Source organism: Pseudoduganella lurida, from assembly GCF_007830455.1.
In the GTDB taxonomy this organism is placed as follows: Bacteria; Pseudomonadota; Gammaproteobacteria; order Burkholderiales; family Burkholderiaceae_D; genus Rugamonas; species Rugamonas lurida.
This window is the reverse complement of sequence record NZ_VLLB01000001.1, coordinates 624,629-636,738: the sequence shown is the minus strand read 5'-3', so window position 1 is coordinate 636,738 and position 12,110 is coordinate 624,629. Positions and strand designations below refer to the sequence as shown.

10 protein-coding genes are annotated in these 12,110 nt (G+C 67.9%); 7 read left to right on the top strand and 3 right to left on the bottom strand.

The window, feature by feature from the left end; genetic code table 11:
- Positions 1-335: 335 nt before the first annotated feature.
- Positions 336-3,473, bottom strand: coding sequence for a glycoside hydrolase family 2 TIM barrel-domain containing protein (locus tag IP91_RS02840; protein ID WP_145647250.1), 3,138 nt, complete (start codon positions 3,471-3,473; stop codon positions 336-338).
- A gap of 228 nt (positions 3,474-3,701) precedes the next feature.
- Here IP91_RS02840 and IP91_RS02835 point away from each other — a divergent pair, with 228 nt between their 5' ends.
- From IP91_RS02835 to arfB, 7 genes are all read left to right on the top strand, one after another.
- Positions 3,702-4,847 (top strand): hypothetical protein, encoded by a 1,146-nt coding sequence (locus tag IP91_RS02835; RefSeq protein WP_145647249.1) that lies wholly within the window; start codon positions 3,702-3,704, stop codon positions 4,845-4,847.
- Positions 4,848-4,961: 114 nt separating this feature from the next.
- Entirely contained in the window at positions 4,962-5,519 is a 558-nt protein-coding gene (locus IP91_RS02830) for an RNA polymerase sigma factor (RefSeq protein ID WP_145647248.1), read from the top strand.
- A gap of 2 nt (positions 5,520-5,521) precedes the next feature.
- Entirely contained in the window at positions 5,522-6,487 is a 966-nt protein-coding gene (locus IP91_RS02825; protein WP_145647247.1) for a FecR family protein, read from the top strand.
- A gap of 78 nt (positions 6,488-6,565) precedes the next feature.
- Positions 6,566-7,210: a secretin and TonB N-terminal domain-containing protein gene (locus IP91_RS25925; RefSeq protein WP_158643065.1), complete on the top strand. Its 645-nt coding sequence runs from the start codon at positions 6,566-6,568 to the stop codon at positions 7,208-7,210.
- Positions 7,135-8,913, top strand: a complete 1,779-nt coding sequence (locus tag IP91_RS02820) for a TonB-dependent receptor (RefSeq protein WP_158643064.1) — start codon at positions 7,135-7,137, stop codon at positions 8,911-8,913. Before IP91_RS25925 ends, IP91_RS02820 begins: the two co-directional genes overlap by 76 nt.
- Positions 8,913-10,175: a ComEC/Rec2 family competence protein gene (locus IP91_RS02815; RefSeq protein WP_145647245.1), complete on the top strand. Its 1,263-nt coding sequence runs from the start codon at positions 8,913-8,915 to the stop codon at positions 10,173-10,175. Before IP91_RS02820 ends, IP91_RS02815 begins: the two co-directional genes overlap by 1 nt.
- A gap of 84 nt (positions 10,176-10,259) precedes the next feature.
- The gene (gene arfB / locus IP91_RS02810; RefSeq protein ID WP_145647244.1) at positions 10,260-10,655 is read left to right on the top strand and encodes an alternative ribosome rescue aminoacyl-tRNA hydrolase ArfB; all 396 of its coding nucleotides are present in this window, start codon (positions 10,260-10,262) and stop codon (positions 10,653-10,655) included.
- Between the two features lie 89 nt (positions 10,656-10,744).
- Here the strand turns inward: arfB and IP91_RS02805 are convergent, their stop codons facing one another.
- Positions 10,745-10,942: a hypothetical protein gene (locus IP91_RS02805; RefSeq protein ID WP_145647243.1), complete on the bottom strand. Its 198-nt coding sequence runs from the start codon at positions 10,940-10,942 to the stop codon at positions 10,745-10,747.
- 38 nt (positions 10,943-10,980) lie between these two features.
- Positions 10,981-11,919, bottom strand: a complete 939-nt coding sequence (locus tag IP91_RS02800) for an MFS transporter (RefSeq protein WP_145647242.1) — start codon at positions 11,917-11,919, stop codon at positions 10,981-10,983.
- Positions 11,920-12,110 lie beyond the last annotated feature (191 nt).

Sequence of the window (12,110 nt, the reverse complement as noted above, 5' to 3'; positions counted from 1 at the left end):
GAATAGTCCGTTATCTGCATGCCACGGTTGAGCTTTAAGGCGCACCGCATCGAGGCGGCCGCCGCCGGCGCGCAGTGCTTGGCCCCGCCACGCGCCTTGATGCCATAGATCGGTAGCGTACATAAGAGCACGCGGGCCGTTCGTTAGTTGGATAGCATTGCCGGGCAATTGAGTGGCACATGAGGGGCAAATGGGGAGCAAATCAGGGGCAAATGAGGGCAAACAATGGCTGCCGTGACCATGACGATTCCGTGAGGAATCAAAAGGCAGCGACGAACGTGGCGGCCGGCCGGAAAGACCCGGCAGCCTGCCGCCGCCGGGTGGGGAGATACAATTTACTGGAAGCGGAACGTCAGCGTGCCCTGGTACGCGCCGCTCGCAATCGGCCAGGCTGCGGCGGGCCCGAGCACCTCGGTGCCGCTGAATTTCTCGCCGATGGCCGGAATCGCGTGCAGCCACGACAGGTCGCCGGCCGGGAATTCCACCGTGGTGTTGCCGTGCGAGATGCGGGGCGTCCCCACGCGCAGGTAGCCGTCGGGTGCCGCGGCGTTGACGAGCAGGGTGCCGGTTGCCGTCTTCAGCCGGGCCCAGCGCACGCCGGCAAAGAAGCCCTGTGATTCCGGATAGCGGAATGCCTCGCCCGGTTGCAGGTCGAACTGCGCCACCTCGTGCACGCCCAGCCAGGTGCCCTGCAGGCGGTTCTTCCAGACGCGGTAGGGGCCTTCGCCCAGCCAGCGCAGCGATGCCCCGGTGTCCTGCGCATCCTGTGGATGGTCGAACGTCACGCCGTGGTACTGCACCGTGCCGTCCAGCCGGTAGGCGTAATCGAGCTGCAGCGCGCCATCGCCATGCAGCGTCCAGCGCACGCGATCCAGGCCGGCGCTGTTGCGCGCTTCCAGCCAGGCGACGGGCTTGCCGTCCTTGTCCTTCGCCGTGCCGCTCGTGACGATCGCCGGGCCGTCGGCCAGGGCCGGGAAGCGCGCCGGGGCATGGCCCACGCGCACGCGCTCGAAGCTGACGGGCTGGCCGAGCGGGTCGACCGCATTCGAGATGCGCACTGCCGCGACGCGCTGCGGCGGGAAGCGGTACTCGCTGCCGTCCGAGCGGCGGCGCGACGCATCGAACAGCGTCTTCCAGTGCGTACCGTCCGCGCTGATCTCCAGCCGGAAGGCGGCATAGGCGGTTTTCTTGTCGATCGCCGGGATGATCTCGATGACGCTGGCCATTGCCGGCGTGGCGAGGCGGCGGACGCCGCCGGCTTCATCGTCCGCGAAGGCCAGCCAGTCGGTCGTCGCATCGCGGGCCGGCCGGGCAAACGCCAGGCGCGGGCCGTTGCTCAGTGCCGACACGTGACCGGCATGCTGCAGCGAGCGCAGTTGTCCGCTGGCCGCGTCGAAGGTGGCGCTGGCCGTGCCGGCAAACAGGCGGATGGCGCCATCGGCCTGTTCGACCCGCGGCGCCGTCGTGGCCTTGCCGGCCGCGGCGGCCTGCACGCGCGCCGCGAGATCGGCGGCCGGATACGTCCAGGTCCACAGCTGGCCGCCATCGGGGCCGGTGGCCGTGACGTCCAGGGCATCGGCCTGGTAACTGCGCCAGCTGGCCGGCAGCCGCAGGTCCAGCGTGCCGCTGCTGCGCGCCGCCACACCGGTCGCCCGGCCCGTACCCTTGGCAAGCACGCGTGCCCCGTTGGCTGATAAACCGGGAGCCGGGTAGCGCACCAGCTGCCACGTGAATGTCACCCGGTCCAGGCTCGTGAAATCGTAGCGGTTGTCGACCTTCAGCCGGCCATCGAACGCGGCATCGAGCGTGGCGGCGCCCAACTGCACGGGCGACCAGATCTCCTTCACGGCGTAGTAGCTGCCTTCCTTTTCATGGTGGGGGCCGACGATGCCGTCCGGTCCGTAGGTGCCATACGGATCGACGCGGTTGCCCCGGTCGGTGCGCACCACGCCCTCGTCGTTCAGCGCCCAGATCACGCCGCCCACGCCCACCGGCGACGCCATCATCGCGTTCCAGTAGTCGTCCAGGCTGGCGCCGCCGCCGCCGTCGTACACGGCATGCATGAATTCCGTGGGCATGAACAGGTTCGGTCCCTTCAGGCGTTCGTTGAGCAGCTGCCAGTTGGGGTAATGCTTGGTGTCGATGTCGCCGAAGATGGCCCACGGGTGGATGACGGGACGCTGCTGCGGATCGTATTTGTGGTACTCGCCGTCCAGGTCGAGGTTGAAGCCGCCCTCGTTGCCGTTGGCCCAGAACAGGATGCTGGGGTGGTTCACGTCGCGCGGGACCATCTCGCCGACCAGCTTGCGGCCGATCGCCGTGCCGTGGGCAGCCTGCCAGCCGGACAGCTCGTCGATCACGTACAGCCCCAGTTCGTCGGCCGCCTGCAGGAAGGCCGGATCGGGCGGGTAGTGCGACATGCGCGCCGTGTTCATGTTCATCGACTTGATCAGGCGCGCATCGGCGTAATTGTCGTCGCGGTCGAGCGCACGGCCCGTCCCGGGACGGAAGCTGTGCCGGTTGACGCCCTTGATGACGATCTTGCGGCCGTTCAGGTACAGCCCGTCCCCCTTGCGCAGCTCGAAGGTGCGGAAGCCGAAGCGTTCCGTCGCCGTATGCAGCGCCTGGCCGTCCCGCAGCAGCGTCAGGCGCAGCGCGTACAGGTTCGGCGTTTCGGCCGACCACAGGCGCGGCCGGTCGATGCGCGCCGCCAGTTCGACCTGGCCGGCAGCAGTGACGGCGGTGCGGAAGGGCGCGCCGGCCGGCTTGCCGGCGCTGTCCAGCACCTGTGCTTCCACCGCATTGCCGGGCGACGCCGCGCTGACCGTGACCAGCGCGCGCAGGCTGCCATCGGCGCGGGCATCGATGGCCGTCTGCGCGATGGCCTGCACCGGCGCTGCCTCCAGCCATACGGGCCGGAAGATGCCGCCGAAGACCCAGTAATCCCCGCGGCGCTCGGCCTTCTCGCTGGCCGCATCGGTGGCGACCTTGTTGACGTCCACTTCCAGCAGGTTGTCGGCGCTGGCACCGGGCTTGACGAGCTTCGTCACGTCGTAGCTGAAGCGGTAGAAGCCGCCGATGTGCGGGGCGCCGGCCTGTACGCCGTTGACGCGCACGGTCGCCTCCGTCATCACGCCTTCGAACACGAGCCGGATGCTGCGGCCCTGCCAGCTCTGGGGCACGGCGAACGTCAGGCGGTACTGGCCCGTTTCGTTGTGCAGCTTGTCGCCTTCGCCGTAGTCGTAGCCGCCAAAGCCCTGCAGCTCCCAGTTCGACGGCACGGGGATCGTGGTCCAGGCGCCGGCGCGGCGGCCGTCCGAGACCTTGAATTCCCACGGCACCGCCGTCTTCGGACCGGTGCCGGACAGATAGCGCTGTTCGGTCACGGGCGTGGCGGCAAGGGCGGAGACGGTGGTGGCCAGCAGGGCGGCGGCGAACCAGCGTGAGGCGAGCGGACGGGCGTAGGCGGGCATGGAGACAGGGGTTGGGTTGTCGGATTCCGGCCGGTTCTTATAGCACAGGTTCGTACTCCCTTTTGCTCAGCTGCGTGACTGATCGACGGCGGACACGGCGCAAAGGCTGTCTGCGGCAGGCGACAAGTTCGCGACAAGTTCGGACAGACGCCACGCCTCTTCCGGCGCACGATCCCGGATGGACCGGCGCTGCACGCCGGCACGACCGCGACCGAAGGAGGTAACACCATGAAGCCATCCCCGCAGTGCTCCCCCGCTTGCACTTCGACCCACGACCACGGCCGCCGGCGCGCGCTGGCCATCGGCCGCGACTGGCTGATCGCCAGCGTGCCGCTGCTGTCGCCCGGCGTGGCCACGCTCGTCTACGCCCAGCCGCCCAGCCAGGGCGACTGGCGCTACTGCCACAAGTGCCATGCGATGTTCTTCAGTGGTTTTCCGGCCAAGGGCGTGTGCAAGGCCGGCGGCGCGCACGAAGCCATGGGCTTCAACTTCGTGCTGCCGCACGACGTGCCGGAGACGGGCACCGCGCAGTCGAAATGGCGCTTCTGCCAGAAGTGCAATGGCATGTTCTTCGACGGCTTTCCGGGTAAAGGCATCTGCGCCGCTGGCGGCCCGCACGTGCCGGCCGGGTATGTCTTCACGCTGCCGCACAGCGCGCCCGAGTCGCCCACCGCCCAGGCCAGCTGGCGCTTCTGCCAGAAATGCATGCTGATGTTCTTCGACGGCTTTCCGGACAAGGGTGTGTGCGGCGCCGGCGGTGGCCACCAGGCGGCCGGCCTGACCTTCGTGCTGGCGCATACGACGAATTATCCGGTGAAGGTGCAGAATCTGGCCCTGCAGGCGCCGCGCCTGCAGCAGATGGTCAACGTCATGTGGGACAACGCCGGCCGTGCGCTGGTGGCGTCCACCATGGAGCGGGTGCTGAAGAACCGCGGCGTGGCACCGGGCGTCAATATCCGCACGCCGCACGCCAGCATCGGCGCCGTCAATGCCAGCGCCAGGCAGATCGGCCCGAACCTGTTTGCCGTCGACCTGGAGGCGCCCGGCAACAACATCCTGTTCAAGACCACCACGCCGACCGTGCTCGGCTCGTATGCCGATCCGGAGTTCCGCGTGGGCTTCCGGATGACGCTCAGGTTCGAGATGATGGTCCGTAACGCGCTGCCGCCGGTGGCCGTGACGGTGATCGAGGCGCGCGTGCACGACGCCAGCATCGCGGGGGCGAATGCGGTGGGCACCATCGTCGAAACGGTGGGCGACTTCGTCACGGGCGGCGGGTTCAGCCGCGACATCACGCAGCAGATCAACACCAACGGCGATGTACGGGTGGGGCTGGGGCAGGCCATATCGGCGGCGCTGGACAAGGTGGGGTAGATCGTCGGCGGGGTGTCACGGGCCGGTCATGCCGCGCTGCTATCCTGGCGGGGCATCTTTTTTTTCGCCACCGATACCGGATTCCTGTCACCGGTTCGTCTGACCCTGCAAGACATGCCCAACGACCTGGACGACTGGTTCATCACCGAGGTGCTCCCGCTGGAGGGCACGCTGATGCGCTACCTGCGACACAACTGGCGCGACTCCGCGGAATGGGCGGACCTGCGCCAGGAGGTCTACGCACGCGTGTACGAAGCGGCGCGGGCCGGGCTGCCCGAGCGCGCCGCGCCGTTCGTGATGACCACCGCCCGCAACCTGCTGATCGACCGGGCGCGGCGCAGCCAGGTGGTGTCGATCGAGGCGTATGCGGAACTGTCCGACCTGGCGCTGGACGAGCTCACGCCGGACCGCCATGCCGGCGGCCGCGCCGACCTGCAGCGCTTCGTCGCGGCGCTGGACGACCTGCCGCCGCGCTGCCGCGAAGTCGTCATGCTGCGCAAGGTCGATGGCCTGTCGCAGCGCGAGGTGGCGGAAAAAATGGGCATCGCCGAGGACACGGTGGAAAAGCAGATCGCCAAGGGCATGCGGGCGCTCGCGGATGCGCTGTTCGCGCACGGGATCGGCGCAGGCATCCGCAAGCTGGAAGACCGGCTGCGCAAACGAGGCACGTGAGGATGGACGATAAGAACATGGAACGGGACAAGGGTGCGCTGGCCGTGGAGGCGGTGGCCGCCGCATGGCTGGCGCGGTGCGACCGGCATGCCTGGAATGGGGAGGAACAGCGCCGCCTCGACGCCTGGCTGGCCGAAGACACGCTGCACCGCGTGGCCTGGCTGCGCCTGCGCGGCGCGTGGGAGGGCGCCGATGCGATCGTTGCGGGCGCCAGCCATGCCGAGGCGGCGCCGGCCATCCCGAGGCGCGCGGCGGCGCGGCACCTGCCGTGGCGGATGGCGGCCGGCCTGGTGCTGGCCTGCGCGCTGGGCGTTATGCTGGCGCTCCGTTCCGGCGGCGACGACGTGCAGCGCTATGCCACGCAGGTGGGCGAGCGCCGCAGCGTGGCACTGGCGGACGGCTCGCGCCTGCAGCTCAACACGGCCACGCGGCTGCGCACCGTGGGCGACCAGCCCCGCCACGTCTGGCTGGACGGCGGCGAAGCCTATTTCGACATCGCCCACGACCCGGCCCACCCGTTCGTGATCGAGGCGGGCAGCAGCCGCGTGACGGTACTGGGCACGCGCTTCACGGTGCGGCGCGATGGCGACAGCACGCGCGTGCTGGTCGAGCAGGGCCGGGTGCGGCTCAGCGAGAAGACGGGCGCCGTGGAGCTGGCCCGCAACGAGGAGGCGGTGGCGCAGGGCGGCGTCATCGTGCGCGCGGCGCGCAGCCCGGCGCAGGCGGCGCAGCGGCTGGCGTGGCGCAATGGCCGCATCGTGTTCGACGGCACCACGCTGGCCGAAGCGGCGGCGGAGTTCAACCGCTACAACGCGCGGCGGCTGGTCGTCGACGACCCGGTAGTGGCGGGCATGGCCATCGGCGGCAGCTTCGCCCCGACCAATGTGGAAGGTTTTGCACGTTTGCTCGAACAGGGCTTCGGGCTGCACGCGCGGCGGCACGCGGACCGCATCGAGATCACGCGATAAATTTTCCGCATCGGCATACCGGATTCGTCATCGGCCCTCGTCTTACAGGGGAGCAGCATCCCATCAAAAGAGGAAACCATGACAAGTCCAACACTGATCGGCGCCCTGTGCGCCCTGGCAGTCAGCGGCGCGCTGCACGCCCAGACCGCCGCCATCAATATCCCGCCGGGTGACCTGAAGACGGCGCTCGATCAGTACGCCGCGCAGACCGGCACCCAGCTCTTGTACAAGGCCGAGGATGTACAAGGACGTGCCAGCGGCGGCGCGCAGGGAGCGGCGAACGCCGAGGCGGCATTGCAGGCCGTGCTGGCCGGTACGGGGCTCTCGGTGCGGCGCGATGGCGCCAACGGGGTGCTGGTCTTTCGCGAAGCACGAGCCACCGCACCGGTCGCCGCAGACACCGAACTGGCCACCGTCACGGTGACGGCGCAAAAACGCTCGCAGTCGGCGCAGGCGGTGCCGATTGCCATGACGGCGCTGTCGGCAAAGACGCTGGACGTGCACCGCGTGCAGGGCCTGCAGGACGTGGCGCGCCTGACGCCGGGCCTGCTCGTGTCGGCCTTCAGCCAGGCCAATCCCACGATCGCCATCCGCGGCATCAGCAACACGTTTCGCAGATCGGCGTCAACAAGCCGGTGGGCATTTTTGTGGACGACGTCTACATTCCCCGCAACAGCGCGGCCAGCTTCGAGCTGTTCGACCTGGAATCGGTCGCCGTGCTGAAAGGACCGCAGGGCACGCTGTTCGGCCGCAACGTGACGGGCGGCGCCATCGTCATCAACACGCGCCAGCCCGATCCGGAAAGGCTGGCGGCGGAAGGCGATGTCACGGTGGGCGACCACGGCGAGCGCCAGGCGCGCGGCTTCGTCAACGTGCCGCTGGGCGAGCGCGCCGCGCTGAAACTGGCCACCTCGGTGCGCCAGCGCGACGGCCTGGGACGCGACCGCCTGACGGGCCGCGAACAGGACGATATCGACAGCCAGAATTTTCGTGCGCAGGCGCTGTTCAACGTGAGCGATGCCTTGACTGCCACGGTCAGCGCCGACTACAGCGACGACCGCAACGGCGGCCGCACGCTGTCCTCCGACACGCTGGGCGACGATGGCGATGTGCGCACGTCCGAGCTGGGCATCGCGCAGCGCTTTGCCCGCATCATCGCGGGCGCGTCCGCCAAACTCGTCTGGCGCATGCCGCAGGGCGAGATCACGTCGATTACCGCCTACCGCAAATCGCAGTCCGGCGAAACCTATTCGGGCGTGGGCGCCAGCTACACCTTGCTGACCACGGGCAGCCAGAGCATCACCAGCGATGCGGACCAGATCCACACGCTGTCGCAGGAACTGCGTTACGCCAGCCCGAAATGGGCGGCCGGCGATTTCGTCACGGGTCTGTATTACGCGGACGAAGACGGCGACCGGCAACTGGCGACGCGGGGCCTGACAGTGCGCACCGGTGTTCTGGCCAGTTCGACGCTGGCCAACCAGTCGGTGCAGAGCCGCAGTGTCGCCGTGTTCGTCGATGGCGTCGTCCATCTACCTGCCGCGTTCGACCTGACGCTGGGCGCCCGCTACACGCGCGACCGCAAGACGGCCAGCCTGACCCGCAGCGATCTTCTTCGCCCGACCAGCAATTTCACCGTCACCGACCTGTCGGGCAGCTGGAGCGAGGTCACGCCCCGCGCGGTGCTGAGCTGGACCCCGCGTACCGGCCTGATGACCTACCTGAGCGCGACGCGCGGTTTCACGAGTGGCGGCTACAACGCCGATGCCTCCAGCGCCGCGGTATTCCGCACGGCGTTCGATCCGGAGACCGTCAACAATTTTGAACTGGGCATCAAGTCGCAATGGCTGCAGAACCGGCTGCGCGTCAACGCCTCGATCTTCCGCATGAACTACCGCGAAAAGCAGGAGCTGGTCAACAACACGCTGAGCGGCGTACTGGCGATCTTCAATGCCGGTAAGGCGACGATGAAGGGCGGCGAGTTCGAGGTCGCCTATAAAGCCAACAGCTGGCTGGACCTGACCGGCAGTTACAGCCACCTGGATGGCCGCTATGACAGCTTCGTGCTCGGCACCGTCAACAACAGCGGCAACCCGTTATCGAATGCGCCGCGCAAGCAGGTCAGCACGGCCGCCAATATCAGCATCCCGATGTCCTTCGGTTATGCCGTCGCGGCCGCCAGCTACGCGTGGAAGGACAGCTACAACACGGGTGCCGCGAATGACCCGAACCTGCAGCTGCCCAGCTTCGGCCTGGCCAATCTGTCCGCCGGCATCGAGTCGCGCGACCGCGGCTGGCGCCTGCTGGCCTGGGTGAAGAATGCCAACGACACGGATTACCTGCTGACCCGTTCGACGCAGGTGGTGCGCGCCCGTTATGCCGGCGAGCCGCGCACGTTCGGCATCAGCCTGGCGGCGCGTTACTGATGGCCGCGCCTAACGAGGCGCGCCGGCGCCTGCTGCGCGCGCTGCTGGCGATGACGTCGGCGCCGCTGCCCGTGTTGGCCGGCGAGGCTGCCGTCGATGTGCCGGGCCAGCCTATGCGGGCGTGGCAGGCCGGCTGGCTGGACATCCACCATCTCGCCACGGGCCGCGGCAACGCAACGTTCATCCAGCTGCCGGACGGTACCAGCCTGTTGATCGATGCCGGTGCTTCCGTAAACGGCACGGATGTCTCCGTCGCGACGCGGCCCGATGGCAGCCGCGCCGGCGAGTGGATCGGCCGCTATGTGCAGCGCCATCTGCGGCGTGCCGGCCTGACGGGGCTGGACTACCTGCTGGCGACGCACCTGCATCCGGATCACACGGGTGACGTCGACGCGGCATCGCCCTGGTCCACGCGCGGCGCGTACCGCCTGAGTGGCGTGACGGATGTCGCCGACCTGGTGCCGGTGCGGATGCTGGTCGATCGCGGCTACCCGGCTTATGCGTATCCGGCACGCTTCGATGCGCCGTTTGCCGGGAACTATCGCGCCTTCGTCGATGCACGGCGGCGCGCGGGACTGGGCGTCGAACGCTTTCGCGTGGGCAGCGCCACACAGATCGGGGCCCGGGGTCATCGCCAAACGGCGCTGCCGTTCGAGGTGCGCAATATCGCCGCGAATGGCGAGGTATGGACCGGGCAGGGCGAGGGCGCGCGCAGCCTGTTTCCGCCCCTGGCGAGTCTGCTGAAACCGGACTGGCCGTCGGAAAACCAGTGCAGCGCCGCGCTGCGCATCGGCTACGGCGGCTTCAGCTACTTCACGGGCGGCGACCTGACCAGCTACACGAACGACGGCGCGCTGCCGTGGCAGGATGTCCTTGGACCGGCCGCCCATGCCGCCGGGGCCGTCACCGTCGCGACGGCGGATCATCACGGCATGTTCGATGGCCTGAACGGCGACGTGGTGCGGACATTGCGGCCACGGGTTTGGGTGATTCCGTCCTGGCATATTGCCCATCCCGACATGCTGCAGCTGGAGCGCATTTTCAGCGAGCGGCTGTATACGGGACCGCGCGACGTGTATGCCACCTCGGTGATGAAGGAAAACCTGCTGGCGAATGGCCGCTTGACGAAGCGCTTGCGCAGCCATGAAGGGCATGTGGTGGTGCGGGTGCTGCCGGGTGGCGCGCGCTTTTATGTGGCCGTCACGGAGAATTCCGATGAAGGCGACCGGGTCGCGCAGGTCGGCGGCATGTTGGTCGCATAGGGACGGCGACGCGCTGCCGGCAGCAGCCAGTTACAATCCGGGGTTGGCGCCGGTGGCGCACACGATCACGGCAGGCAGGGCGACATGGCAGCAATCAATCCGGCGGAGGTGGAATTCAGCGCGATCCGCGCCCAGGGTCCGGGCGGGCAGAACGTCAACAAGGTGTCGTGTGCCGTCCACGCGCGCTTCGACATTGCCGCATCCTCGCTGCCGCCCCATGTCAAGCAGCGCCTGTTGGCGCTGCGCGATGCGCGCATCACGCAGGAGGGTGTGCTGGTCCTGAAAGCCCAGCAGTCGCGCAGCCTGGAGCAGAACAAGGAAGATGCGTTGCGTCGGCTGCAGGCGCTGGTCGACCAGGCCGCCATCGTGCCTGTCGTACGGCGCGCCACGCGGCCGACGCGGGGTTCGCAGCTGCGGCGGCTGGATGCGAAGACACGCGCTGCCAGCATCAAGGCGTCGCGCGGCAAGGTCACCGAATAGGATTTACCGTCGGCTGCACGCTTGCTTCCGCATGGCTGCTGGTCGGTCCGCCATGCCCCGCCAGTAATCCCCGGTACGGGTCAGCAAGGTCAGCAGCAGGGATGCGCCACGACGTACAGCAGCAGGGCCAGCAAACTCTGACCCACGCCCGGTATCGCCAGCACGCTGGCCACCCGCTGGCGCTCCTGCGCACGGCTACCGGGGAAAGCCGGGAGCTTGGCTACGACCCAGGCCATCAGCGTGACCGCCAGTGCGCTGAGCAACCCGAAGGTGAGGAGCCAGCTCACCAGGTTGCCGACCCGGGTACCGGCCGAGATGCCGATCGTCAGCGCCAGTGGCGGCCAGCCATGGCAATGTCGATGGCGCGGCCTTTCTGGCTGGCGGGCACCATGCATGCCGCATAGCTCACCATTATCGCCCGTGCGAGACCGGCCGCCACGTCGCCTACGAAACGGGCCACGAAGATCAGCGACAGGCTGCTGGACAACGCCGTGACCATATTGCTGAAGGCAAATCCAGGCACGGCGGTCAGCAGCAGCGTGCGAAGGCCGACCTGCTGGGTTGCGGCGGCCAGGGGGATGGCAGACAGCAGTGAGCCCAGTGCGTAGATGCTGATCAGTTGCTGCATCACAGCTTCCGTATTGTGCAGGCTGGCCGCCAGTTGCGGTAGCAGTCCGGCGGGCAGCACCTCGGTGAGGATGAATGATGAAGCTGGACATCGCCAGTGCCAGCAATTGCGATAGGGAGAGCTTGCCGTTGCCGGGATGCGGTTGACGGAGGCGCCGAAACTGGTGCCGTTGGTGATGCTCAGGTCGCCTTCGGTGCCAGTGAGCTCGATCTGCAACCCGAAATTATTGCGCTTGCCCGCATCCACGTGCACAGACAGCACGGCGCCATTGGTGAGGGTGCCGTTCAGGTTGATCTGGTCCGGATAGGTGTGCGACAGCGTTTCCCAGGTGCCGACGATTGTGATCTCCGCGATCTGGTTGGCCGTGAGGGCGCCGAGCATACGCGGGAAGCCGAGGTGGCTGAACAGGATGCGCAGGAAGTGACCGCGGAAGATCGGCAGCAGGTCAGAGAAATTCTCGGCCGGCACCGTGTACGCGAGATCGTCCATGCGGCGGGCACCAAACGATTCGATGCTGACGTGCATGCGCACCGAGCGCAGTTCGCCGATAGAGCCCTCGGCAAGCAGGTCGCTGACGTAACGGTTGCCCGGTAGGCTGCTCGCCGGCCGCCGCCTTGTCCCCCTGCGGCTGTACACGGCCGTGACCTCGAATTCGGGCAGCAGTTACAGGGAAGGGATGTGGCCGTATTCGGCCCAGGTGCCGGCGCCGATAATGCCGACGCGGATTTTCTGTGCGGGTGCGGATGCCGCCGGTGACTCTGTCATTCGAAATTTCTGCAAGATCGAACTGATAAACACATTTTGTGTTGCGCGTCGGTCGCCGCGGC

Excerpts from the sequence above, each read along its gene's own strand:
- IP91_RS02840 (WP_145647250.1), bottom strand. The coding sequence starts at position 3,473 with ATGCCCGCCTACGCCCGTCCGCTCGCCTCACGCTGGTTCGCCGCCGCC.
- IP91_RS02835 (WP_145647249.1), top strand. The coding sequence starts at position 3,702 with ATGAAGCCATCCCCGCAGTGCTCCCCCGCTTGCACTTCGACCCACGAC.
- IP91_RS02830 (WP_145647248.1), top strand. The coding sequence starts at position 4,962 with ATGCCCAACGACCTGGACGACTGGTTCATCACCGAGGTGCTCCCGCTG.
- IP91_RS02825 (WP_145647247.1), top strand. The coding sequence starts at position 5,522 with ATGGACGATAAGAACATGGAACGGGACAAGGGTGCGCTGGCCGTGGAG.
- IP91_RS25925 (WP_158643065.1), top strand. The coding sequence starts at position 6,566 with ATGACAAGTCCAACACTGATCGGCGCCCTGTGCGCCCTGGCAGTCAGC.
- IP91_RS02815 (WP_145647245.1), top strand. The coding sequence starts at position 8,913 with ATGGCCGCGCCTAACGAGGCGCGCCGGCGCCTGCTGCGCGCGCTGCTG.
- arfB (WP_145647244.1), top strand. The coding sequence starts at position 10,260 with ATGGCAGCAATCAATCCGGCGGAGGTGGAATTCAGCGCGATCCGCGCC.